Origin of the sequence: Cycloclasticus sp. P1 (genome assembly GCF_000299965.1) — a bacterium.
Lineage (GTDB): Bacteria > Pseudomonadota > Gammaproteobacteria > Methylococcales > Cycloclasticaceae > Cycloclasticus > Cycloclasticus pugetii.
On the sequence record NC_018697.1, the window covers coordinates 2,310,035 to 2,332,874 of the forward strand.

Here is a 22,840-nt window from a genome sequence, read left to right on the forward strand (position 1 = left end):
TTAATTTAAGCTGCCTGCTTAGCGTGTTTTTCAATCACTTCGTCAATCGTTCCTGACATATAGAATGCTTGCTCAGGAATATGATCGTAATCACCTGCAATAATACCTTTAAAACCTGCAATAGTATCTTTAAGTGAAACGTATTTACCAGGTGAACCTGTAAACACCTCAGCCACAAAGAATGGTTGTGATAAGAAACGTTGAATTTTACGTGCACGAGCAACCGATAATTTATCTTCTTCTGATAATTCATCCATACCCAGAATAGCAATAATATCTCTTAATTCTTTATAACGTTGCAGCGTACCTTGAACATCACGAGCCACTTGATAATGCTCTTCACCAATCACTAGTGGGTCTAACTGACGACTTGTAGAATCTAATGGGTCAATAGCAGGGTAAATACCTAGTTCAGCAATTTGACGTGATAACACAACAGTCGCATCCAAGTGAGCAAATGTCGTTGCAGGTGATGGATCTGTTAAATCATCCGCAGGAACATAAACCGCTTGAATGGAGGTAATTGAACCTTCACGAGTTGATGTAATACGTTCTTGGAATACACCCATTTCTTCGGCAAGGTTAGGTTGATAACCCACCGCTGAAGGCATACGTCCCAATAGCGCAGACACTTCTGTTCCAGCTAATGTGTAACGATAAATGTTATCAATAAACAATAAAACATCACTGCCGTCTGCACGAAATTTCTCAGCCATCGTTAAGCCTGTTAAAGCAACACGTAATCTGTTTCCTGGGGGCTCATTCATCTGTCCGTAAACTAACGATACTTTATCAATAACGTTTGAATCGGTCATTTCATGATAGAAATCGTTTCCTTCACGAGTACGTTCACCCACACCAGCAAATACTGAATAGCCGCTATGTTCAATCGCGATGTTACGGATCAACTCCATCATATTAACGGTTTTACCAACACCAGCACCACCAAACAAACCAACTTTACCACCTTTTGCAAACGGGCAAACTAAGTCAATAACTTTAATACCTGTTTCTAAAATATCATTTGATGCTGCCTGTTCTTCATAAGAAGGCGCTGTACGGTGAATACCCCAGCGTTCTTCTTCACCAATTGGTCCTTTTTCATCAATCGGTTCACCTAGAACATTCATAATACGACCTAATGTTTTAGTTCCTACTGGTACTTGAATTGCTTCACCAGTATTCGTTACATCTAAGCCCCTTTTAACACCGTCTGTTGTACCCATAGCAATGGTACGAACAACACCGTCGCCAATCTGCTGTTGTACTTCTAGTGTTAAACCCACTTCCTTTACAAGGAGTGCGTCATATACTTTCGGTATAGCATCACGTGGAAATTCCACGTCAACAACCGCGCCAATAATTTGAACGATAACACCTGAGCTCATATCAGTTCCTCAATATTCTTAATTTAAAATTTTCTATACCGCTGCTGCACCAGCAACGATTTCCGATAGTTCTTGTGTAATTGCTGCTTGCCTTGCTTTGTTATAAATCAGCTGCAATTCATCAATTAATGTACCTGCGTTGTCGGATGCACTTTTCATAGCAACCATTCGAGCTGCTTGTTCACAAGCATTATTTTCTAATAGCCCTTGGTATACCAACGATTCGATGTATCTAACCAATAATTGATCCAATACTTCTTTTGCATCTGGTTCATAGATATAGTCCCAATGATGTGTAAGTTCATCATCTAACTCTTCTGTGTATACAGGCAGTAGCTGAGTGATTTCTGGTGTTTGAGTCATTGTGTTTACATAGTCATTATGCGCTATATAAAAACGATCAATATTACCTTCGTCATATTCATCTAACATGCTTTTAACAACACCAATGATGTCTTCTAACGATGGTGTCTCACCGATATGAGTCACAGAGCCAAGAACGTTACCACCTAACCGGCCTAAAAACCCTTCGCCTTTAGAGCCGATTGATGCCATAACAACATCAACACCTTCTTCATCCCAGGTTTTCAGCTGACCTACAAACTTACGAAATAAATTTGAGTTCAAACCACCACATAATCCACGATCACTGCTGATTAATATGATGCCAACGCGCTTACATTCTCTATCTGCCAAATAAGGGTGCTTATATTCGGTTCTAGCCTGAGCCAAATGACGTATAACCTGCCCTATTTTTTTAGCATATGGACGAGCCGCAAAAACACGCTCTTGTGTTTTACGCATTTTACTTGCGGCGACCATTTCCATTGCGCGTGTTATTTTTTGTGTACTTTGAACACTCGCAATCTTGGTCTTAATTTCTTTTCCAACTGCCATCGCTTTTCTCGCTTACCAGGTTTGTGTGTTTACAAACTCTTCGATAGAAGACTTCAAGTCAGCAATAATCTCATCGTTATAGTGACCTTCATCACCAATTGCTGCAACAAGATCAGCCTTTTCTCTTTCCATAAAACCATGAAGAGCTGCTTCAAAATCTAGTACTTTATCAACATCAACTGCGTCAATAAAACCTTCATTAGCTGCAAACAATGAAATCGACATTTGAGGCACACTTAATGGCGCATACTGATTTTGTTTCATCAATTCAGTCACACGAATTCCACGATCAATTTGCGCTTTAGTCGCCGCATCAAGATCTGATGCAAACTGTGCAAAGGCTGCCAATTCACGATACTGAGCCAAATCAAGACGTGTACCACCGCCTAGCTTCTTAACTGATTTAGTTTGCGCTGCGCCGCCCACACGAGAGACAGACAAGCCAGCATTAACCGCTGGTCTAATACCCGCATTAAATAAATCTGTTTCTAAGAAAATTTGACCATCAGTAATAGAAATAACGTTGGTAGGAACAAATGCAGAAACGTCACCAGCTTGAGTTTCAATAATAGGTAAGGCGGTTAATGAGCCTGTTTTACCTTTAACTTTACCATCTGTTAGTCTCTCAACTTCTTCAACATTAATTCTAGCTGCACGCTCTAATAGTCTAGAGTGAAGATAAAAGACATCTCCTGGGTATGCTTCACGTCCTGGTGGACGACGAAGTAATAATGAAATTTGACGATACGCCCATGCTTGTTTTGTTAAATCATCATAAATGATTAACGCATCTTCGCCCTTATCACGGAAATACTCGCCCATTGCACAACCAGCGTATGGTGCAATAAACTGTAGTGCTGGCGAATCAGCTGCACCCGCATTGACTACAATTGTGTGATCCATCGCGCCATGCTCTTCAAGTTTTCTAACAACATTTGCAATTGAAGACTGTTTTTGTCCAATCGCAACATAGATACACTTAATACCTGTGCCTTTTTGATTGATAATTGCATCAATAGCGATGGCTGTTTTTCCAGTTTGTCTGTCACCGATAATTAATTCACGTTGGCCACGACCTAATGGAATCATTGCATCAATTGATTTCAAACCTGTTTGCACTGGTTCGTCCACTGATTGACGGGCAATCACACCTGGTGCAATTCGCTCTACTGGTGATGATGACTCAGCATTAATGGCTCCTTTACCGTCAATTGGGCTACCTAATGCATCAACTACACGACCTAGCATTGCCTCACCAGTTGGAACTTCTAAAATTCGACCAGTACATTTTACACTGTCACCCTCTGAAAGGTGCAGGTATGAGCCCATGATAACAACCCCTACAGAGTCTCTTTCAAGGTTAAGTGCCATACCAAATGTATTGCCAGGAAACTCTAACATCTCACCTTGCATAGCATCTGATAAGCCATGTACTCGAGCAATGCCGTCTGTTAAAGAAACGATTGTGCCTTCTGTTTTAGCTTCTACGTCTGTATCGAAGTTTTCGATTTTTTTCTTGATAAGATCACTTATCTCGGATGGATTTAATTGCATCGTTTTTACCTTTGCTATTTTAGCTTATTAGCCAATTGTTTAATCTGACTATTTAAAGAGCCGTCAATCACTTTATCACCAGCACGAATTATCATGCCGCCTATTAAGCTTGAATCCTCTTCAACGTTAATCGTTACTTTTTTGCCGAACGAGTCCGATAAAGACACACTTAACTTAGCCTTATCTTCGTCAGTCATAGGAAAGGCTGATATTACTTTTACACCAAGCTCTCCGCATTTTTCAGCTTTTTTAATTTCGTACTGGCTGGTAATTTCGCTGGTTAATGACAAGCGATTGTTTCTAGTCAGTAGCTTAACGAAATTGAGCCCTCTAGCATCCATTTGACCTTCACAAATACCCGTCATGGCATTTTCTAGATCATTTTTGGATAATTTTGGGTTATCTATTAGCTTCTTGACTTGTTCGTCGCTCATGACTAGATTTAAAAAACCTAACATTTTTGACCACTGGTCAAGCTCACCTTTTTCATCAGCCATTAAGAACACAGCTTCAGCATAAGGTCTCGCAAGCGCTGCTAACTCAGCCATTAAACCGCACCTAATTTGCCACTGATATCGTCAATGATAGCTTGGTGCTTGGACGCATCGATTTCGCTTTTAATAATTTTCTCTGCTGCTGATACGGCTAAAACAGATACCTGCTGGCGAAGTGCTTCACGTGCACTAGCAATCTCTTGCTCAATCTCAGCTTCCGCGCCTTTTTTTACTTTTACGGCTTCTTCAACTGCTTTGCTTTTTGCCTCTTCAACCATTTCTCCAGCACGTACATTTGCTAAATTAATGATATCTGACGCTTCAGCGCGCGCTTCTTGCAACACTTCTTTAGCTCGTTTTTCAGCTAATTCATGTTCCTTTTTTCCACGTTCGCCCGCCGCTAGGCCTTCAGCAATTTTGCTTTTCCGCTCTTCCATAGCTGCCATTAAAGGCGGCCATACAAATTTCATGCAGAACCAAACGAACATAAAAAATGCTATCGTTTGGCCTATTAGGGTTGCATTAATATTCATTATTAAACCTTAGTTTAGGGTTAATCTTCGTTTAATTTAACCAACGACCGCAAACAGAATGTACATAGAAATACCAACAGCAATCATTGGAACCGCATCAATTAGACCTACAACAATAAAGAACTGCGTACGTAATAAAGGAATCAATTCAGGTTGGCGAGCCGCACCATCTATAAAACGACCACCCAACATGCTGATACCAATTGCAGCGCCGATCGCACCCATACCCATTAATAACGCACCTGCTAAATAAATCAAACCTACATCTTCCATTTTTCTCTCCTATTGAGTTTACTAAAATTAATAAAAAACTAATGACTTTCTTCGTGAGCCATACTCAGGTACACGATTGTAAGCGTCATAAATATAAACGCTTGTAATATAACAACTAAAATATGAAATATTGCCCACGGCAATGACAGCGTCCACTGTACACCCAGTGGTAATAAAGCAATAAGAATAAAGATCATCTCACCTGCATACATATTTCCAAATAAACGCAGTGCTAGTGAAATTGGCTTTGAAATCAATGCGATCAATTCTAAAAGCAAATTAAATGGCATCATATATTTAGGGAATGGGTGGAAGGCCAACTCAGCAAAGAACCCACCAGGGCCTTTAACTTTGATGCTGTAGTAAATTGTAAGAAAAAATACAGCTAACGCTAATGAGAAAGTTAAATTCGGGTCGGTTGTTGGTACCACTTTAAGGTAAGGAATACCGACAAGCTGTCCTAAATGTGGGATATAGTCAACAGGCACTAGATCCATCGTATTCATTAGCACAATCCATACAAAAATCGTTAATGCAAGTGGCGCAATAACGGGATTTCTACCGTTAAAACTATCTTTTACGCTACCATCAATAAACTCTAATACCATCTCAACAAAGTTTTGCCAGCCAGTTGGCACGCCTGTTGTTGGTGCAGAAGCTGCTTTTCTAAAGAGAAAAAGAAACAAACAACCTAAAATCACAGAGACACCTAGCGTATCTATATTGACCGCCCAAAAGCCCATCTCTTTCGCTGCTTCTTGTCCAGATGCTATACCCCAAGTCCCATCTGGGTGCTGCCCATATGTTAAATTGGTTAAGTGATGCTTAATATATTCTGATGACGTAAGGTTTTCGCCTGCCATAGTTTCTCTCTTATTCTTTCACTCTAAATCCGCCAAGTATAAACCCTACTTGACCCACAACCAGCCCTACCATTGTATAAACAGGACTCATTTCAAACCACATAAGCCCCGCACCAAAAAGCGCGATGGCAATCAATAATCGCTCTATCACGCCTAAATAAACATAAAATCCGCCGCGCTTACTGCCTTTTTGCGCACTTTTTACTGCTTGACTTAACCTAACCGCCATCACTATAGATGCCGTTACCGATATAAATCCACCGTACAACACTGCTTTTAAATCAAACTGTTCTGAATACAAGGCATACCCTGTAATTGCAACCACGAAAATCAAAGCTAACTGGTAAACAACAATTTTAGACTGAGCTTTCATTTTATAATGCCCATCGCATTCAGCCGCCCATTATAATTTTTGCTGCACCTCACAGTCAAGTTTATTTAAAATGACCTAACACACCCTCTAATTCATCCAATGATGAAAATTGAATTATTATCTTCCCATCCCCTTTACTAGAGTGACTAATCTTCACCTTAGCGCCTAGTTTTTCTGATATATCTTGCTCCAGCCTTTCAACGTCAGGGTCTTTCACTAGAGTATTTTTCTTTTCTTCGCCGCTTTTTAGCGCTCGCTTTACCATTGCTTCTGTTGCGCGCACCGACAAGCCACCAACCACTACTTTATTAACCATGGTTGATTGTTGCGATTCATTTAATGCTAATAACGCTCTTCCGTGCCCCATTTCGATTTTTCCAGCTCGAAGGCTTTCTTTTGCCTCCTGGCCTAATTCTAATAAACGCAATAAATTACTGACCGCTGCCCTTGATCTTCCTACTGCATCCGCTGCCTGCTGATGCGTCATCTCAAACTCATTGATTAGTCGCTGCAAAGCCTCTGACTCATCCAGAATATTTAAATTTTCTCGTTGAATATTTTCAATCAATGAAATGGCTATTGCAGCACGATCATCTACATCATTAATAACTACCTCAACATCTTGCAGACCGGCTAATTGCGCAGCACGCCAGCGTCGTTCGCCGGCCAAAATTTCATAATTATTACCACTAATAGGCCGCACAACAATTGGCTGAATAATGCCTTGCGCACTGATTGAATCGGCTAACTCTTGCAGTTGAACCGGATCAAACTCTGTTCTTGGTTGGTATTTACCACGCTGTAATAAATCTATTGGAAGTTTTTTAGTTTCCTTTGCATGACCACCTACCTTTGGATGACTCAACAATGCATCTAACCCGCGGCCCAACCCTCTTTTCTTTGTAGACATTCTTAAATCCTAGTAGTGTTTTTCGTCTAGTTCACGCGCCAGATCCATATAAGCCTGCGCCCCGCGGGAACTTTTATCGTAAAGAATAGCGGGCAAGCCAAAACTTGGCGCTTCGGCAAGTCGTACATTTCTTGGCACAATCGTTTCAAATAACCTATCTGAAAAGTGCGCTGTTAGCTGCTCACTGACTTCACGAGTCAGGCGGCTACGCCCATCAAACATCGTCCTTAAAAGCCCTTCTAGACTTAAATTTTTGTTAACGGTTTCCTGCACCTGTTTTAATGTATCCATTAAAGATGACAAGCCTTCTAGTGCAAAATACTCACACTGCATAGGCACCAATACGCTATCAGCCGCAACCAACGCATTAATAGTCAGCATGTTCATCGAGGGAGGACAGTCAATAAAAATATAATCGTAGTTATCGGCTAATATACCAATGGCTTTTTTTAAACGGCGATCACGGTCAACCGCCTCTAATAAATGAACTTCGGCGCCTGCAAGGTCCATATTGCTCGGTAGCACCTGATGTTTAATTGTTTGCGAACTGACTACTGCTTGGAATGGATCGCAATCCTCCAATAGCACATCATAACAAGACAGCTCGATATCTTGCTTATCAACACCACTGCCCATAGTCGCATTACCTTGCGGATCCATATCAACTAATAAAACACGCCGACCAAGTTCTGCCATAGATGCAGCCAAGTTAATGCTTGTCGTTGTTTTGCCCACACCACCTTTTTGATTAGCAACCGCTATTATTCTTGCCACTAATAGACACCTTTCTTTATCATATTGATACCACTATACAGCTGTATAAATAACAAGATTTCGCGTCACTTCGAGTTCAGGTATTACTAGAGATTCTACACAACTGAACTGAAACCCTTTACTATCTACCGCCTTCGTTTCTTTTGATTTCATCGCTAGCAATCTACCCCCTAGCGCTAATAGATGACGTGTCTTTACTAATAAATTTGGCATTGAGGTAAATGCCCGTGCGGTTACCGTATCAAATTTTTGTTCTGGCTGATACTCTTCAATACGCTCGTTTAGAACCGACACATGATCCAACCCTAACTCAATACATGCTTGCTGAATAAAACGCGTTTTCTTTGAGTTGCTATCAAGTAGTGCAAACTGCATATCTGGCCTTGCAATCGCTAGCGGGATACCAGGTAATCCAGCCCCAGTGCCTACATCAATACAACGTTTTCCGTGTAAGAAAGGTAACACTGCTAAACTATCCAATAAATGCATATTCACCATTTGCTCGGGCTCTCTAATTGCAGATAGGTTATATACCTTATTCCACTTCACCATCATACGGAGAAAATCAATCATTTTAGCAATGCTTTGCGAAGGTAACTCTATCTTCATTTCTGCAAGCCCTTTTTCTAATTGGAGCCTATGCGCTTCATTAAACATCTACGTTACCCACTTTTCTTCTTCAAGTGCACCAACAACAACGAAATAGCTGCCGGCGTTACCCCTTGTATTCGACTCGCTTGACCCAATGTCTCTGGCCTGTGCCGATCGAGCTTTTCAACGACCTCAGACGATAACCCGGGAACCTGTCGATAGTCAGCCTCCGCTGATAAAATAAGCTCCTCATAACGTAACGTCCGCGCAATTTCTGTTTGCTGACGGTCTATATAACCTGCGTACTTGGCTTGTATTTCTACTTGGTTGCGAACTGAGTCATCAGCCACAGTGCTCTCGATATCCGGCAGATTAGCGATATTCTCATACTTTACCTCTGGTCTACGAAGCAAATCCAATAAGTTAGCCTCGCGTTGCAATGGCGTTTTCAAGAATTCGTTTGCATCTTTAGATGCCGCAGTGTTCGGCTGAACCCAAGTCGCCTTTAAACGCGCCTGCTCCAACTCAATTGCCTCTCTTTTAACATTAAATTTCTGCCACTGCGCCTCACTAACCAAGCCCATCTGATAACCTAATTCGGTTAGCCTTAAATCGGCATTATCCTCACGTAGCAACAGCCTGTATTCTGCTCGGCTAGTAAACATACGATAAGGCTCAAGCGTGCCATTGGTGACCAAATCATCAATCATCACGCCGATATAAGCCTCATCTCGACGAGGACACCAAGGTGCCAACCCTCTTGCTTGGCGCGCTGCGTTTAAACCAGCAATCAACCCTTGAGCTGCCGCTTCTTCATAACCCGTTGTACCATTAATTTGTCCCGCAAAAAACAAGCCTGGCATATGCTTTGTTTCAAGCGATGATTTAAGATCCCTTGGGTCAAAAAAATCATATTCAATCGCATACCCGGGGCGCACAATATGCGCATTCTCAAACCCTGCAATCGTTTTAATAAATGCCTCTTGAATATCAAATGGCAAACTAGTTGAAATACCATTAGGGTACACTTCTGTTGTAGTTAAACCTTCCGGCTCAACAAATATCTGGTGTGAATCTTTATCTGCAAAACGCATCACCTTATCTTCGATTGAAGGGCAATACCTTGGCCCAACACCCTCAATTACCCCTGTGTACATCGGTGACCGGTCCAGTCCTGAACGGATAATATCGTGACCTTTCTCATTCGTCCTGGTGATATAACAAGATATTTGTTTCGGGTGATCTTTTACCGACCCCATAAATGAAAAGACTGGCAATGGTGTATCACCCGGCTGCTCCTGCATAACACTAAAATCAATGCTTCGGCCATCTATCCTTGGTGGCGTACCTGTTTTTAATCGATCAACATTAAAGGGCAAGGCGCGTAATCGTTTGGACAACGCATTTGATGGCGCATCACCAGCACGACCACCTTCATAATTCTCTAAACCAATATGAATTCTACCACCCAAAAATGTACCCGCCGTTAACACCACGGTTGCCGCTTTAAATTTTAGTCCCATTTGCGTTACAACGCCTTGCACACGGTCATTCTCAACAATAAGGTCCGACACCGTTTGCTGAAACAAGCTCAAGTTTTCTTGATTTTCTAGGGTCTCTCTAACGGCATTTTTATATAACAAACGGTCTGCTTGTGCCCGTGTTGCGCGTACCGCAGGACCTTTACTTGAATTCAATGTGCGAAACTGAATCCCTGCTTTATCCGTTGCTTTTGCCATCACACCGCCAAGCGCATCCACTTCTTTAACCAAGTGCCCCTTACCGATGCCACCAATCGCTGGGTTACAACTCATCTGCCCCAGAGTCTCGATATTCTGTGTTAGCAACAATGTTTTTGCACCTGTACGTGCGGCTGCCAATGCTGCTTCTGTGCCGGCGTGACCACCGCCAATAACGATAACGTCAAATCTATTTGGATGTAACATAACTCTAACTATGTGGGTATAAGCTGTTGATTTTAACATCATTCAACTCATTTAGTGGTCTCGTTAAAAACACATAAAGATTCTATTTGCTAGAATAAACCTATACAACGTTAACCAGCACCCTTGCCAACGCCTTATGAACCAACTTATTCAAGCTTTTTTAGAGCAAACAAATTCAATCATTTTAGGTAAAGATAAAACAATTAAATTAGCGTTAGCCTGTATTTTGGCAAAAGGGCATCTGTTGATAGAAGATATTCCCGGCGTTGGCAAAACCACCCTGGCTCATAGCTTTGCCATCCTACTTGGATTAAATTTTCAACGTATTCAATTTACCAGCGATTTACTACCTGCCGATATTATTGGCTCAAGTATTTTTGACCGTGACAATAGTAATTTTGAATTTCACCCTGGGCCTATTTTTTCCAATTTTATTTTGGCCGATGAAATTAACCGTGCTACCCCAAAAACACAAAGCGCTCTGCTTGAGGCCATGGAAGAACGCCAGATCACTATTGAAAAAAAGACTTACCCAATGAGCAACCCTTTTATTGTAGTTGCCACTCAGAATCCTGGACATCAAATTGGCACCTTTGCTTTACCTGAGTCTCAGCTAGACCGGTTCTTAATGCGACTCTCTATTGGATACCCGGACTCAGCATCCGAAAAACAGCTGCTCACTGGCACCAGCACTCGTTTAAAACTCGAGTCGTGTCAGCCTATTATTAGCGCTGACCAGCTGATTGCGCTTCAACAACAGGTCCAAACCGTCCATGTTGCCGAACCGTTGATCGCTTACGTTCAAGCCTTATTAGCCTTTTCTCGAACCTCTCCTTTGTTTAGCCAAGGCCTATCCCCAAGGGCCGGCATCGCGTTAATTCAAGCAGCAAAATCATGGGCGCTGATTGATAATCGCGATAACGTATACCCCGAAGATATTCAAGCCATTACACCATCAATCATCGAGCATCGGCTAGCACTTCAAGATAACAGCACCTCAAGCAAGGCCGCCTCTACAGCACTGCTCACAGAAGTAGCTATACCTTAATATTGAGCATGCTTATTAGAACAGGCTCTTGGTCTGATTTAGAACCCTATTGTCGGACTGTTCGGTTATCTGTATTTGTTGAAGAACAAGGGATTCCCCAGCAACTAGAACTAGATAAACAAGATAATCACTTTTTACATGTTGTTATTTTTAATGGCGACAATACACCTATCGCCACAGCTCGACTTGCTGATAATGGTCAGTTTGGAAGAATGGCCGTTCTAAAGAGTTACCGCACACAAGGACTGGGCAATCAATTACTAAAGCAGATCACTAAGCAAGCAAGACTTCAAGGACTCCAACAATTAACTTGCCACGCACAACAAAGCGCTGTTGGTTTTTATAAAAAAAATGGCTTCCATATTACAGGGAAGCCATTTCAAGAAGCTAGGTTCACACATATTAAAATGCTGAAGAGCTTAACTTAATTTTTCCGATCTTTAAGATACTCTTCCATAAACATGAAGCGATCATTACCCCACCAGGCTTGGTCATCTAACATCATAATAGGGGCACCAAAGACACCCTCTTTATGTGCCTCTACACAAGCTTTACGAAAACGAGTCTGCCCTTCATTTGACTGCACATAGGCAATAAACTCATCCGCATTCCAACCCAGTTGATCTGCTACTTGCGATAGCTCGGCCATGTCTGTTGGGTCACAACCATCTGCCCAGATCTTTGCATAAGCTGCATTGACATAGGCTTCTGCTTGATCTTTATCATTGGCATATAAAACACCAATATTCCAAGGCTCTATTTCAAGGTTTTTAGGAAACGTAAACGGCACATCATAATGTGCTGCCCAGCGTTTAATGTCTTGCAACATCACTTTAATTTTGGCAGGCACCTCTCTATTTGAAGGCCCGTAATTACCCGCAGCAATTTTTGCTACTGGGATACTCATCGGCAAATACTTAACAGTTAAACCATACTTTCTCGCCAAATCGGGTAACTGAGTATGAGCCAAATAACTAAATGGGCTCATCATGTCAAAATAAAAGTCTATTGATTCTTGCATAATCTTAGCTAACCTTATTCAGCGGCTGGAATACAAATATTGCCATCTTCAACTGTAACAGGGTACGTTTTAATCGGTATCTGGCAAGGGAATGAAGTTGGATCACCTGTCTTAATGGAGAACGCGCCGCCATGGAATGGGCATTCAACTTCATCACCGTCTTGATAACCATCTGTCAGCATCGCCATTCCATGCGTACACAAATTGTCCGTAACATAGTATTCACCTTCAAATACATAGACTGCTAATGCTGGAAAACCTTCAGGCGTTACAGCAACAGGCGCTTCGTCTTTAACCTCATCTGTTTTACATAATACTATATTGCTCATAATTTTAGCTCTTTGTTAGTGTTATTAGTTTTTCTTACAATTTCTGGCTATCATACCGAATACCAGTAGAAATTCGCAGACCCTTTAATATTATTTTAATAAAAACGATCGTAATGAATTTGATCAAATGGCACTTTGTATTCAGTCATCAGCATACGTGTTAAAGCATCTGTCATAGGAGGAGGGCCACAGAAATAAAATTCGTGCTCTGGAAGTTTTTCTCCCAATGTTTTTCCTAACAACTCATGGATAAACCCAACATCACCATTCCATCCTGCTGCTTCGGCTGCTTCAACGTCTGATACGGCATTGAAATTCTTCACTCGGCCACGTAAATCATCATCTGCTTCAATAAGCTTAGGCGGACAAATATCACTTGGTGTACGACCTCCGTAGAACAAATAAATATTTCTATCACTTAGCTGAGGATCTCTGGCAGCTGCCTTAATGATCGACATCTCGGGTGACAAGCCTGAACCACCACCCACACAAACGATATCTCTTGGAATTTCTGGTTTCAAATATGCCAAACCATAAGGCCCGTCGATTACAATCTCCGCACCCACTTCATAATCTTCAAATAAAGTTGTGGTGGCACTACCGTCTGGCATTTTCTTAATAATAAAACGCCACTCACCTTCCTCATTTGGCAGGTTACACATTGAATAACCACGTGAGCCTGTAATGCCCGGGAAATCTAATAAGGCAAATTGCCCTGCTTTAAAATGAGCAGGATGCTCCGTTTTAAAGCAAAACTCTGCCATATCTTCTGTTAGTTTATTTATTTCAAATAAAACGGCCTTACCCTTAATTGGCTTATGTAACGGCATCGCTTCGGGGTTTAAGCGAACCTTAATCTCAAGGTCTTCAGTTGGAATACATTGACAGCTCAATTTGCGACCTTTTTTAATATCACGAGGTGACAGGCCCGGCGCATCTTCCCAAATATTCTCCACTTCACCGTTTAACACTTCAACTTTACAGGCACCACAACCACCTGAATTACATTCGTAAGGCATGCCTACACCTGCGCGTAGTGCTGCACGCAAAATAGTATCTCCTTCCTCACAAGCAAACTCCAGTTCCTGTCCGCTGATTTTTACGTTATAACTTGTCATGCCTCTCCTCTTAATTCAAACATTGTTAACCTATAAAGAATATTATATTCACACTAAACAAACAAGCCGTGTTTTAAATCAACTTTAGATCGACTAATCCAATGAATACTTCCTTTTTCAACCATCAAACACTTTCTTTCCTTCAACAATTATCAAATAACAATAATCGCCCTTGGTTTAATGAAAGAAAATCGCTTTATGAACAAAGTGTCCGTGAACCGTCTTTAGCTTTTATTGAGGCCATGGAGCCTAGTATAAAATCACTCTCTCCTAATTTTACTGCAGTGGCCAAAAAAACAGGTGGCTCATTAATGCGCATTTATCGAGATGCGCGTTTCAGTAACGATAAAACACCGTATAAAACAAATATAGGCATCCAGTTTAGACATACTGCTGGCAAGGATGTCCACGCCCCTGGGTTCTATCTACATATCTCACCTGACACTTGCTTTGTTGGTGCCGGTATTTGGCGGCCCAACAGTAAAGCGTTAAGCAATATTAGAGAGATGATTAGTGACAGCCCTAATGCTTGGAAAAACATTACACGCCACAATACTTTCAAACGATATTATACATTGTCAGGTGACTCATTAAAAACCTACCCGCGAGGTTACGCAAAAGATCACCCTATGATTAATGATTTAAAACGTAAGGACTTTATTGCTATCCACCCTTTAACTCATGAAGAAATTTTAAGCCCTAATGTAACTAAAACAATCCATCACCGCTTTAAAGTCGCCAGCGATTTGATGGACTACCTGTGCAATGCGCTGGAACTGCCCTACTAAATTTAACCTGCCCAGTCTTTTTTGTTGCTAAGGTCGTGCCAATTATCTTCTTTTCAATAACCCATCAAAGACTCTAAGTTGATTAACTAGTTTAAGCTCGTCGAGGCCTTAACAATTGCGCTGCTTTTCTCCAGACAACGGGCCGCCTACAACCCTAACTTATCTGCTATAAAGTAAGCATCCTTATCACCACGACCAGATAGATTGACTAAAATCGTCTCATTTGAGCTCATTTTTTTTGCTATTTTCATCGCGTACGCCACAGCATGTGCGCTTTCTAGTGCTGGGATAATGCCCTCTACCCTTGATAAGGTCATAAAGGCATCAATACACTCTTCATCATCTATAGCAACATATTTCGCTCGACCCAAATCTTTTAACAAACAGTGCTGAGGTCCAACCCCTGGATAATCCAACCCTGATGCAATCGAATAGACAGGTAGCGGCTCACCTGATTGATCTTGTAAGTTGTAGCACTCAAATCCATGCAAAGCTCCTTTAACCCCTTTACTCATGGTTGCCGCATGCTCACCTGTTTCTAAGCCTCTCCCTGCTGGCTCCACCCCAACAATATCAACCAATTCGTCGTCCAAAAAAGCTGTAAATAGTCCTATTGCATTTGAACCACCACCAACACATACAGTAATAACATCAGGCAAACGCCCCTGCTCCTCAAGAAACTGCGCGCGCGCTTCTTTACCTATAATGCTTTGGAAGTCTCTTACCATCATGGGGAAAGGGTGCGGCCCAACAACCGAGCCAATCGCATAAATAAAATTAACTGGGTCTTTTAAGTATTCTTCAAACGCACTATCTACAGCGTCCTTCAATGTTCTCGTCCCACGACTGACCGGTACTAAAGTACAACCCAATATTTTCATCTTCGTCACATTAGGGCGTTCTTTTTCAATATCCACCTCACCCATGTGAATTTCGCAATCGATACCCACTAAGGCACAAGCCGTTGCTAACGCCACCCCATGCTGACCCGCTCCTGTTTCAGCGATCACCTTAGTTTTACCCATGTGTCGTGCTAATAATGCCTCGCCAAGGCAATGATTTATCTTATGCGCACCCGTATGGTTTAGATCCTCTCTTTTTAGAAAAATTTTAGCACCACCTAACTTTTCCGTTAATCGTTTCGCATAAAAAATAGGACTTGGACGTCCCACATAATGGGTGTACAAATCATTTAACTCATCTTTAAAAGACGGTGTCTTTGAAATGTCTTGGTAAGCTCTGTTAATGTCATTCATGATGGCAATAAGATCAGGCGGTATAACCTGTCCACCGTACTCACCAAAGTAACCCTTCTCGTCCGGCATGGGAATTGTATTATGCTTCAAGTGCTGTTCCTTTTATTAAGGTTGATATCTAAGCTACTTTAGTATTAATCACCTTACTTGACAATACGCTCAGCGGACTTGAAAAATTACTGTAATTTGATTTGGATCATGGTTGATATTTCTGCATCATGCGACAGTAAACATTTACGCTAAAATTAATGCAGGATAGACCATGAGCGAAGCAAACCAAACAAGCGAACAACAAACAACAATGTATGACTGGATTGGCGGCGAAGAAGGCGTCCGTAAGCTAGTTAATCGGTTTTACGACATTATGGACTCGGACGAAGAGGCAAAAACTATTCGAGCCATGCATAAAGATGACTTAACCAATATTCGAGATGGTCTATTTGAGTACCTTTCTGGTTGGTTAGGTGGCCCACCGCTATATGTTGCGAAACATGGCAGCCCCTGCATTACTAAACAACATAAGCCCTTTAAGATTGATCAGCAAGCATCCAATGCTTGGATGCACTGCATGCAACAAGCCATGAAAGATGTTGATATTGATAAAAAATATCGTGACATGTTAACACCTGCTTTTCAGCGCATCTGCGATACCCTAATGAATCATCATTAACACTCAATCATCTTGCTCTAGCTAATCATGTCATTGATTGCTATCTGCACAATAAAAAGGGCGCCAAAGGCGCCCTTTTTTTGATACTAAATATTACTTAAATATCAACATTCATTCCATAACCGGTAGCTTCTGGCTTGTGACCAAAAATATCACCAGTGTAATGCTCTTGCTCTCTCACTGCTTCACGTGCGCCATGGCCTAATTCTAACAACCATCCAGATGGTGTAGCAAAGTAGAACGTATAGGCTTGGTCATTCGAATGCTTTCCAAGCTGCATCGCCACATCAATACCTTCTCTACGCGCTGTATCGTGGGCTATGCCCAAATCATCCAGCTCTGTGTACTCTAACATTAAATGATTGATTCTTTTTTCCATTGGGCCAAGTCCAAATGCCAATGAGTGCTGACGATCGTTACAGTGCATAAAAACAGGTTTTGCAATCATGCCATTAGGTAACTTAATTTTATATTCAACAGATCCTTCAAGGCCTAACATTGAATAAAACGCATATGTGGCATCATCATCTAGTGAACGAATAATGAAATGCCCAATACCTTGGTTACCAGTTAGAAACTTGCCATACATTGGTCGACCTGGGTGAAAAGGCTTCATTACATCCATTTGAGGGCTGTAGAAAATTTCTGTCGGGTTGCCTGATGGGTCCTCTAATTTAAGCAGGCCTAAAACGAAACGCTCTTCACATTCTTCTTCAGACGCTACACGAAAATCAACGCCATTAGCTGTTAAGTGTTGCTGCATCGCTTTGAATTCTTCAAAGCCTTTTACTCTCCAACCTGCATATGCCAAATCGTCTTCATCTGATTGATGAACTGTAAAGCGGTGATGCTGACCATCCATTCTTAGGTAAAAGCGATCATCGCGATCACCTTCTTCAATTTCCAAACCAACACATTTCGTTGCGTACTCACGCCATGCGTCCATATCTGTGACGTTAAACCCCATATAGCCTAACTCTATTACTTTTACCATTTGTTAAATCCTCTTATTTTAGTTTTAAAACTTACCGCTTATCGATCAGAAGAATATATATAAATTTTTATCTTCCGTTACTCTAGCATCTAGAGACACCTTACGCCGTGCTAACTGAAAGCCATTACCCACTTTTCGTATTAAATCTTGGCGGCAGCCTACATGCTCGGAGTGTTCTAACTGTCCTCTATGGCGATACACGACAAAATTACTGCGCACAACAAACTCATCGTCTTTATCAGTATGAAACGCCTCAATATTGGTAATAAGATAACGAACCGTTGAGCGTGGATCTTCCATCCACACCGCCCCTGTTAGCAAGCGCGCCACCCGATCCTTTACCTCATCATAATCGTCATTATATATTGCCATGTCATATGGCGTAGGTTCAGGGCGCTTATCTTTAGCGTAACGGCGCTCTGTCACAGGCATCCAGTAATGCAAATCTTTGGCAACAAAGGTCTCAATCCATGTATTAAACTCTCCATTTTGAAGCAACGTCGCTTCTTGATAATAATGTTGAGATAACTCGTAATGTAGCTCTGAAGATACACGTTCTTTCGCTTCAGTATTATGCATCTTATTCGCCCTCTGCCTCTGCCGCCTTAGCCGCTATTCGGTCTTTCCAATAATTTTTATTTGGGAAACAATCAGCCCAATGTTCATCGTTTGCACGTATATCATCCCAGCTATCAGCCGACATCATTTCTTGATAAAAGCGATAAAACCCTCGATACGATGTTTCTCCAATAAAACTTGAACCCACAATACCCGGGTAATCTGGGTGCTCACCTTCATACCCTTGCCCCATCGTTGAGTTCATCGTACCCTCACGCGTATAATTGCCTCTATTAACGTGCGTTGATTGCACCATATTATCACCGTCATCACTTTCCAATGTACCCGCCGTACCGAAACTTCTAACTGCTTGTTTAACAACTTCTCTTTTGCCTTCGTCACTCATATCTTTGTGCACAATGACCCAAGACCATACTTCAATTTCATGTGGCCCACGTGGGTGCCATACCTTAAAGATATTGGTTCCATATAAAAAAGAACAATTTGGGAAGGTTGAGCAGTTCCAATGGCCATTAAATAACTTTGCTCTTGGTTCTCCAAGGTTCTCTGCCACCTTGGGTATGGTCTCTTCCATATATTTAGCATACTCATCTCTTTTCGCATGAATAGCGATGGCTGCATTATCAATAACACCAAAACCATGCCCATGGCGCGTTGTGACTTGAATCCCTAACTCATCAAATGGCATCTCAGCTTGGTTTCCAGCTAGTCCACCCAACTCTCCACCCAATACATGTAGAGCAGATGCATGTGTCCACCCAACATGGTAGCCATCACCCACAAAGTTTTCAGTGGGTACTTTCCAGTTACATTTGAGAATAGATTTCATCGGCGGACCAACCAATTCAGCCCCTTCGCCAGCACCTACCATCCATGTATCTAAGTACCAACCCCAGTCGCCTAAAAAGTCTTCTAAGCTAGGTGCTGTTTCATCAAAACAGCCAAAAACAAAACCTCGATAGCTCTCAACTCTGATGGTTTTTAAGCTTAACGACTCTCTATCCAACTCATCGTGGTAGCATTTTTCTCTTAATGGCACATCCACCAACTTTCCATCGGTCGAAAACACCCAGCCATGATAGTTACATACAAATGACTTGGTATTACCACTGTCTGCCGAACAAATGCTATTACCTCTATGCGTACATGAGTTAACAAATGCCTTTAATGAACCATCAGTATGGCGAGTAACGATCACTGAATCTTCAGCCATTTTGGTGGTAATAAAGTCACCCTTCTTTTCCAGCATACATTCATGCGTTAGGAACAACCAACTCCGCCCAAAAATATTTTTTATTTCCCGATCATAAACCTCTTGATCCCAAAAAACTTCTTTTGACTGTGTCGATGCCTTCGTATCAACCAGTTTATTAATATCTACCATTTCATACCCCCTTAATTAAATTTAGTCTCTAGCCATTACTGCTCGATAACCTTTCCAAAACCCTCGCACAGCATTTTCATCCATGCCCATTGGGCTGGTGTAATCTTCAACATCATTACCACCCATTTCAATAAATGAACGCAATTCTCCATCACGGTGGACGCCGTTTTGAACCAATTCGACAGCCTCGCCATCTTCCATTGATATTAAACCAGCAGGCCCAACTAGATTGATATTACGCAACCGATGCTCATCCATAGCCGCATCATCATCCTCATAACCAAAAAATGTCCAAACTAGTTCTGTTTCATTTGTACTTTTAGGCAGCACTTGACGAGCTGCTAATGTATTTTGAATTTGCTGCAGGACGACACTTGGAAAAAGCGACTGAATACTTAAGGCAACATTATCATCCCGCTCAGGAATAAAGTTTAAAACCCGTGTGTCCTGTAACTGATGTGGGCCTTGCATTTCTCTATTCGCTTCCCCAGAATAATCTTTATAATCAATATCTTCTTTAGGCGGCGCTGAAACATTAAAGTAGTTATGACAACCTACTTTATCTGTTATTCCTTCACTAATTTGCCCTTGTCGATAAATCCCAAATGTTGGGTAAAATAAATGCAACAAACCACCATGGTAGCTATCACGGCTATTTTCAGCATAGGCTTTCCAATTGCCTTTCATAAACTGGCGAGTATGCCCAATTATTTTTAGCGGCTTATGCATAATACGCTTAATATTGGCACACATTTTTTCACCCAAAAACTCTTCTAAATCAGGTGTTTCAGGGTCAAAAGTTGCAAAAACCATTTGTGCGATGGTCTGAACACGCAGGGTTTGCAAACCATAGTCTTTCATATCAAAGTCTTTTGCATACCCACCCTGACCTTTCATACCCCGTCTAAAAGGAACACCTTTTAAATTACCTTTAGCATCATAAGCCCATTGATGATAAACACAGGTAAACGCGCCATCTTCAGAGTGCCCATGGCGCTCGCGGCAAACAACCGCACCCTTATGAGCACAGCGATTGACCCAAGCATTAAGGCTACCGTCTTCACCTCGAGTAAGCACAATTGGCGTATCCCCCACAAAGGTCGTTTTATAGTCGCCTGCATTCGGCACTTCAGCATCTAAGCCGATATACGACCACACCTTTCCACGGTATAAATTTTCCTGCTCCAACTTAAATACATCTTCATCTAAATACACAGCAAAAGGTGCATGATTACCATTTACATCTATCTTATTAATTATTTCTTGCGCATTCATATAACTGTTCTCCTATTATTAATTCAAGAAGCCCTCCCATTGAATATACCCTTCAATTTAGGAGTAGCCTTAAGATTAGTTGCTTTAAAATACCTATCTATCGAGCATGTCTACATGAGACAATAGACAGAGCATACTGTTCCAGCAACCCTACAACTTTATTCGCTAAAAAAGCCGTTACCTGCAGCTAAATTACCCGTCAACTTAATCGCTTCTAGCATCATTGTATGGTCTGCCTTACCTGTTCCAACGAGGTCATAAGCCGTACCATGTGCCACAGACATATGAAGGTATGGAGGCCCCATGATCAAGGCGCAATTACCTGAAAACCCCCATGTTTTAATTGCAATGTGCCCTTGGTCATGAAACATTGCCAACACAACATCATATTTATCTTCTATACATTGTCTGAAAACGGAGTCTGGTGGCATCGGCCCTTCGACGTTGATACCCAATGCTTTTGCTTGCTCAACACCTGGTCTAATTTCATTGTCTTCTTCTGCACCACTCGCATGCGGATTAAGTCCTGCCACAACTATTCGCGGATCACTAATACCCCACTCTATTAGCGAGTCATTGAGTTTTTCAATAGCACCCGCCACAAGGTCTTTACTAATCAGTTCACATACATCACGCAAAGGAATATGGTCCGTTAAATGCATCACTCTTAAGGGGCCGCTAATTAGAAATAAATAACTATGTCCTGGCTCAATTTCAATAATCTTATCAAGCACATTGGCCATTTTCATTGATACTGAGCTAATTGGCGCCATAACCGTTGCATCTACTGCTCCAGACAACGCTAGCTGATCCATTTCTTCAAGCCAATCAGCGCTAATTTGACCACAAGACACGTTATCTTGCCCCTTGGTGTAACTTCCCATGTCAAATTTCCCTGAATCCAAAATATCTATAACAGCAGGGTCATTTGTCTTCTCATCAACCGATTGAATCATATTAATCGTTAATGACAATTGATTCTCATCAACAACATCTTGCATCACGTCTGCACTACCCACTAAAACAGGTTCACAGTATTCATGAATTTCACCGCTGGCCCATGCCTTAGCAACGACCTCTGGTCCTATACCCGCTGGATCGCCTATCATTGTTGCTACAATTGGCTTTTTGTTCATTATTTAGGCTCTCCTAGTTAAAACATTAACGCTAATAATTATTTTTATAAAAAATTTAGTAAATATTAGCATAACATTATTTTTTAAAAAACATATGTTGTTATTGATCTACATCAATTCCATTTCAACCCCATTATAAATTATGTAATAAAAACAGAATAATAAGTTGCCATTCTCCTAACTCCTGCGCTAACCTCTATAGCAACATTACTATAAAAAACAGATAATCAATATAGAAAAACCTTAGGAGAATTTTATGTCTACACCCGTTCCTTTTGAGTCCCTATTAGATATTGAAGGCATTGTTGGCGCTGTGCGCTGGCGTGAAACTGTTGCAGGGAAAGGCGCCATCACTCCTCCTTTTTTAACAGAGTATATCGGCAACATTACCGAAGATCGCGCTGAACGACTTATGGCTCACGCTGAAGCAGCTGGCCTTGCTATTATGGGCATCAGCCAACTTAGTCACCTACGCGCATCACACGACCCTTCCGTTGTTTACCCATTAGATTCTTATTATGTACATAGCATGCGAGGGTCAGTTGTCTGTACCATTAATCGCGTGGCCGCGTTAATTGATAATGATGTTAACGTCGATATCCAAAAACTTATTGCTAAAATGAATTTAATAGATAACTCTTAAAAA

26 protein-coding genes are annotated in these 22,840 nt (G+C 41.5%); 5 read left to right on the forward strand and 21 right to left on the reverse strand.

Annotation, left to right across the window (positions count from 1 at the left end; translation table 11 throughout):
• Positions 1-5 precede the first annotated feature (5 nt).
• The 12 genes from atpD to mnmG form a co-directional block, all read right to left on the reverse strand.
• Positions 6-1,388 carry a F0F1 ATP synthase subunit beta gene (gene atpD / locus Q91_RS11130; RefSeq protein WP_015007006.1) on the reverse strand — a complete coding sequence of 461 codons (1,383 nt, stop codon included), beginning with the start codon at positions 1,386-1,388 and terminating at the stop codon, positions 6-8.
• A 33-nt stretch (positions 1,389-1,421) separates the two neighbouring features.
• Entirely contained in the window at positions 1,422-2,285 is an 864-nt protein-coding gene (gene atpG, locus Q91_RS11135) for a F0F1 ATP synthase subunit gamma (protein ID WP_015007007.1), read from the reverse strand.
• 12 nt (positions 2,286-2,297) lie between these two features.
• Positions 2,298-3,839, reverse strand: a complete 1,542-nt coding sequence (gene atpA, locus Q91_RS11140; RefSeq protein ID WP_015007008.1) for a F0F1 ATP synthase subunit alpha — start codon at positions 3,837-3,839, stop codon at positions 2,298-2,300.
• Between the two features lie 14 nt (positions 3,840-3,853).
• Complete coding sequence (locus Q91_RS11145; RefSeq protein WP_015007009.1) at positions 3,854-4,387, reverse strand: F0F1 ATP synthase subunit delta; 534 nt, start codon at positions 4,385-4,387, stop codon at positions 3,854-3,856.
• Complete coding sequence (locus Q91_RS11150; protein WP_015007010.1) at positions 4,387-4,866, reverse strand: F0F1 ATP synthase subunit B; 480 nt, start codon at positions 4,864-4,866, stop codon at positions 4,387-4,389. The genes Q91_RS11145 and Q91_RS11150 overlap by 1 nt, the downstream gene beginning before the upstream one ends.
• Before the next feature lie 36 nt (positions 4,867-4,902).
• Entirely contained in the window at positions 4,903-5,139 is a 237-nt protein-coding gene (atpE, locus tag Q91_RS11155) for a F0F1 ATP synthase subunit C (RefSeq protein ID WP_015007011.1), read from the reverse strand.
• Between the two features lie 38 nt (positions 5,140-5,177).
• Positions 5,178-6,002 carry a F0F1 ATP synthase subunit A gene (gene atpB / locus Q91_RS11160; RefSeq protein ID WP_015007012.1) on the reverse strand — a complete coding sequence of 275 codons (825 nt, stop codon included), beginning with the start codon at positions 6,000-6,002 and terminating at the stop codon, positions 5,178-5,180.
• Positions 6,003-6,012: 10 nt separating this feature from the next.
• On the reverse strand, positions 6,013-6,375 hold the full coding sequence (locus Q91_RS11165) for an ATP synthase subunit I (protein WP_015007013.1): 363 nt from the start codon (positions 6,373-6,375) through the stop codon (positions 6,013-6,015).
• A 61-nt stretch (positions 6,376-6,436) separates the two neighbouring features.
• Complete coding sequence (locus Q91_RS11170) at positions 6,437-7,285, reverse strand: ParB/RepB/Spo0J family partition protein (RefSeq protein WP_015007014.1); 849 nt, start codon at positions 7,283-7,285, stop codon at positions 6,437-6,439.
• A gap of 9 nt (positions 7,286-7,294) precedes the next feature.
• The gene (locus tag Q91_RS11175) at positions 7,295-8,059 is read right to left on the reverse strand and encodes a ParA family protein (RefSeq protein WP_015007015.1); all 765 of its coding nucleotides are present in this window, start codon (positions 8,057-8,059) and stop codon (positions 7,295-7,297) included.
• A gap of 33 nt (positions 8,060-8,092) precedes the next feature.
• Positions 8,093-8,716 carry a 16S rRNA (guanine(527)-N(7))-methyltransferase RsmG gene (gene rsmG / locus Q91_RS11180; protein WP_015007016.1) on the reverse strand — a complete coding sequence of 208 codons (624 nt, stop codon included), beginning with the start codon at positions 8,714-8,716 and terminating at the stop codon, positions 8,093-8,095.
• 5 nt (positions 8,717-8,721) lie between these two features.
• Positions 8,722-10,596, reverse strand: coding sequence for a tRNA uridine-5-carboxymethylaminomethyl(34) synthesis enzyme MnmG (gene mnmG / locus Q91_RS11185; RefSeq protein WP_015007017.1), 1,875 nt, complete (start codon positions 10,594-10,596; stop codon positions 8,722-8,724).
• Positions 10,597-10,732: 136 nt separating this feature from the next.
• Between mnmG and Q91_RS11190 the strand changes: the two genes are divergently transcribed.
• Together Q91_RS11190 and Q91_RS11195 are read left to right on the forward strand one after the other, a co-directional pair.
• A complete protein-coding gene (locus Q91_RS11190) occupies positions 10,733-11,644 on the forward strand; it encodes a MoxR family ATPase (protein WP_015007018.1) in 912 nt (303 codons plus the stop codon).
• A gap of 8 nt (positions 11,645-11,652) precedes the next feature.
• A complete protein-coding gene (locus Q91_RS11195; protein ID WP_015007019.1) occupies positions 11,653-12,072 on the forward strand; it encodes a GNAT family N-acetyltransferase in 420 nt (139 codons plus the stop codon).
• Here Q91_RS11195 and Q91_RS11200 read toward each other — a convergent pair.
• The 3 genes from Q91_RS11200 to Q91_RS11210 all read right to left on the reverse strand — a co-directional run bounded on the left by Q91_RS11200 (position 12,069) and on the right by Q91_RS11210 (position 14,112).
• Entirely contained in the window at positions 12,069-12,665 is a 597-nt protein-coding gene (locus Q91_RS11200; protein WP_015007020.1) for a 2-hydroxychromene-2-carboxylate isomerase, read from the reverse strand. The genes Q91_RS11195 and Q91_RS11200 overlap by 4 nt on opposite strands.
• A 14-nt stretch (positions 12,666-12,679) precedes the next feature.
• Positions 12,680-12,994: a non-heme iron oxygenase ferredoxin subunit gene (locus tag Q91_RS11205; RefSeq protein WP_015007021.1), complete on the reverse strand. Its 315-nt coding sequence runs from the start codon at positions 12,992-12,994 to the stop codon at positions 12,680-12,682.
• 95 nt (positions 12,995-13,089) lie between these two features.
• On the reverse strand, positions 13,090-14,112 hold the full coding sequence (locus Q91_RS11210) for a 2Fe-2S iron-sulfur cluster-binding protein (protein ID WP_015007022.1): 1,023 nt from the start codon (positions 14,110-14,112) through the stop codon (positions 13,090-13,092).
• A gap of 101 nt (positions 14,113-14,213) precedes the next feature.
• Between Q91_RS11210 and Q91_RS11215 the strand changes: the two genes are divergently transcribed.
• Complete coding sequence (locus Q91_RS11215) at positions 14,214-14,900, forward strand: DUF2461 domain-containing protein (protein ID WP_015007023.1); 687 nt, start codon at positions 14,214-14,216, stop codon at positions 14,898-14,900.
• Positions 14,901-15,046: 146 nt separating this feature from the next.
• Here Q91_RS11215 and trpB read toward each other — a convergent pair whose 3' ends face one another.
• Positions 15,047-16,225: a tryptophan synthase subunit beta gene (trpB, locus tag Q91_RS11220; RefSeq protein ID WP_015007024.1), complete on the reverse strand. Its 1,179-nt coding sequence runs from the start codon at positions 16,223-16,225 to the stop codon at positions 15,047-15,049.
• A 193-nt stretch (positions 16,226-16,418) separates the two neighbouring features.
• On the opposite strand from trpB, the gene Q91_RS11225 reads away from it, so the two are divergent.
• Entirely contained in the window at positions 16,419-16,826 is a 408-nt protein-coding gene (locus Q91_RS11225; protein WP_015007025.1) for a group II truncated hemoglobin, read from the forward strand.
• A 97-nt stretch (positions 16,827-16,923) separates the two neighbouring features.
• Here Q91_RS11225 and bphC read toward each other — a convergent pair whose 3' ends face one another.
• The 5 genes from bphC to Q91_RS11250 form a co-directional block, all read right to left on the reverse strand.
• Positions 16,924-17,820 (reverse strand): biphenyl-2,3-diol 1,2-dioxygenase, encoded by an 897-nt coding sequence (bphC, locus tag Q91_RS11230; RefSeq protein ID WP_015007026.1) that lies wholly within the window; start codon positions 17,818-17,820, stop codon positions 16,924-16,926.
• A 45-nt stretch (positions 17,821-17,865) separates the two neighbouring features.
• The gene (locus tag Q91_RS11235) at positions 17,866-18,399 is read right to left on the reverse strand and encodes a 3-phenylpropionate/cinnamic acid dioxygenase subunit beta (protein WP_015007027.1); all 534 of its coding nucleotides are present in this window, start codon (positions 18,397-18,399) and stop codon (positions 17,866-17,868) included.
• 1 nt (position 18,400) lies between these two features.
• The gene (locus Q91_RS11240) at positions 18,401-19,783 is read right to left on the reverse strand and encodes an SRPBCC family protein (protein ID WP_015007028.1); all 1,383 of its coding nucleotides are present in this window, start codon (positions 19,781-19,783) and stop codon (positions 18,401-18,403) included.
• Between the two features lie 21 nt (positions 19,784-19,804).
• Positions 19,805-21,058 (reverse strand): Rieske 2Fe-2S domain-containing protein, encoded by a 1,254-nt coding sequence (locus tag Q91_RS11245; protein ID WP_015007029.1) that lies wholly within the window; start codon positions 21,056-21,058, stop codon positions 19,805-19,807.
• Positions 21,059-21,216: 158 nt separating this feature from the next.
• The gene (locus Q91_RS11250) at positions 21,217-22,194 is read right to left on the reverse strand and encodes a PdxA family protein (RefSeq protein WP_015007030.1); all 978 of its coding nucleotides are present in this window, start codon (positions 22,192-22,194) and stop codon (positions 21,217-21,219) included.
• A 256-nt stretch (positions 22,195-22,450) separates the two neighbouring features.
• On the opposite strand from Q91_RS11250, the gene Q91_RS11255 reads away from it, so the two are divergent.
• A complete protein-coding gene (locus Q91_RS11255) occupies positions 22,451-22,837 on the forward strand; it encodes a hypothetical protein (RefSeq protein WP_015007031.1) in 387 nt (128 codons plus the stop codon).
• Positions 22,838-22,840 lie beyond the last annotated feature (3 nt).

Coding starts and splice junctions, on each gene's coding strand:
- Q91_RS11145 (WP_015007009.1), bottom strand. CDS start 4,387: ATGGCTGAGTTAGCAGCGCTTGCGAGACCTTATGCTGAAGCTGTGTTC.
- Q91_RS11255 (WP_015007031.1), top strand. CDS start 22,451: ATGTCTACACCCGTTCCTTTTGAGTCCCTATTAGATATTGAAGGCATT.
- atpA (WP_015007008.1), bottom strand. CDS start 3,839: ATGCAATTAAATCCATCCGAGATAAGTGATCTTATCAAGAAAAAAATC.
- mnmG (WP_015007017.1), bottom strand. CDS start 10,596: ATGTTACATCCAAATAGATTTGACGTTATCGTTATTGGCGGTGGTCAC.
- Q91_RS11205 (WP_015007021.1), bottom strand. CDS start 12,994: ATGAGCAATATAGTATTATGTAAAACAGATGAGGTTAAAGACGAAGCG.
- Q91_RS11195 (WP_015007019.1), top strand. CDS start 11,653: ATGCTTATTAGAACAGGCTCTTGGTCTGATTTAGAACCCTATTGTCGG.
- Q91_RS11190 (WP_015007018.1), top strand. CDS start 10,733: ATGAACCAACTTATTCAAGCTTTTTTAGAGCAAACAAATTCAATCATT.
- atpE (WP_015007011.1), bottom strand. CDS start 5,139: ATGGAAGATGTAGGTTTGATTTATTTAGCAGGTGCGTTATTAATGGGT.
- bphC (WP_015007026.1), bottom strand. CDS start 17,820: ATGGTAAAAGTAATAGAGTTAGGCTATATGGGGTTTAACGTCACAGAT.
- trpB (WP_015007024.1), bottom strand. CDS start 16,225: ATGCCGGACGAGAAGGGTTACTTTGGTGAGTACGGTGGACAGGTTATA.
- Q91_RS11150 (WP_015007010.1), bottom strand. CDS start 4,866: ATGAATATTAATGCAACCCTAATAGGCCAAACGATAGCATTTTTTATG.
- atpB (WP_015007012.1), bottom strand. CDS start 6,002: ATGGCAGGCGAAAACCTTACGTCATCAGAATATATTAAGCATCACTTA.
- Q91_RS11215 (WP_015007023.1), top strand. CDS start 14,214: ATGAATACTTCCTTTTTCAACCATCAAACACTTTCTTTCCTTCAACAA.
- Q91_RS11200 (WP_015007020.1), bottom strand. CDS start 12,665: ATGCAAGAATCAATAGACTTTTATTTTGACATGATGAGCCCATTTAGT.
- rsmG (WP_015007016.1), bottom strand. CDS start 8,716: ATGTTTAATGAAGCGCATAGGCTCCAATTAGAAAAAGGGCTTGCAGAA.
- atpD (WP_015007006.1), bottom strand. CDS start 1,388: ATGAGCTCAGGTGTTATCGTTCAAATTATTGGCGCGGTTGTTGACGTG.
- Q91_RS11250 (WP_015007030.1), bottom strand. CDS start 22,194: ATGAACAAAAAGCCAATTGTAGCAACAATGATAGGCGATCCAGCGGGT.
- Q91_RS11235 (WP_015007027.1), bottom strand. CDS start 18,399: ATGCATAATACTGAAGCGAAAGAACGTGTATCTTCAGAGCTACATTAC.
- Q91_RS11245 (WP_015007029.1), bottom strand. CDS start 21,058: ATGAATGCGCAAGAAATAATTAATAAGATAGATGTAAATGGTAATCAT.
- Q91_RS11170 (WP_015007014.1), bottom strand. CDS start 7,285: ATGTCTACAAAGAAAAGAGGGTTGGGCCGCGGGTTAGATGCATTGTTG.
- Q91_RS11165 (WP_015007013.1), bottom strand. CDS start 6,375: ATGAAAGCTCAGTCTAAAATTGTTGTTTACCAGTTAGCTTTGATTTTC.
- Q91_RS11240 (WP_015007028.1), bottom strand. CDS start 19,783: ATGGTAGATATTAATAAACTGGTTGATACGAAGGCATCGACACAGTCA.
- atpG (WP_015007007.1), bottom strand. CDS start 2,285: ATGGCAGTTGGAAAAGAAATTAAGACCAAGATTGCGAGTGTTCAAAGT.
- Q91_RS11225 (WP_015007025.1), top strand. CDS start 16,419: ATGAGCGAAGCAAACCAAACAAGCGAACAACAAACAACAATGTATGAC.
- Q91_RS11210 (WP_015007022.1), bottom strand. CDS start 14,112: ATGACAAGTTATAACGTAAAAATCAGCGGACAGGAACTGGAGTTTGCT.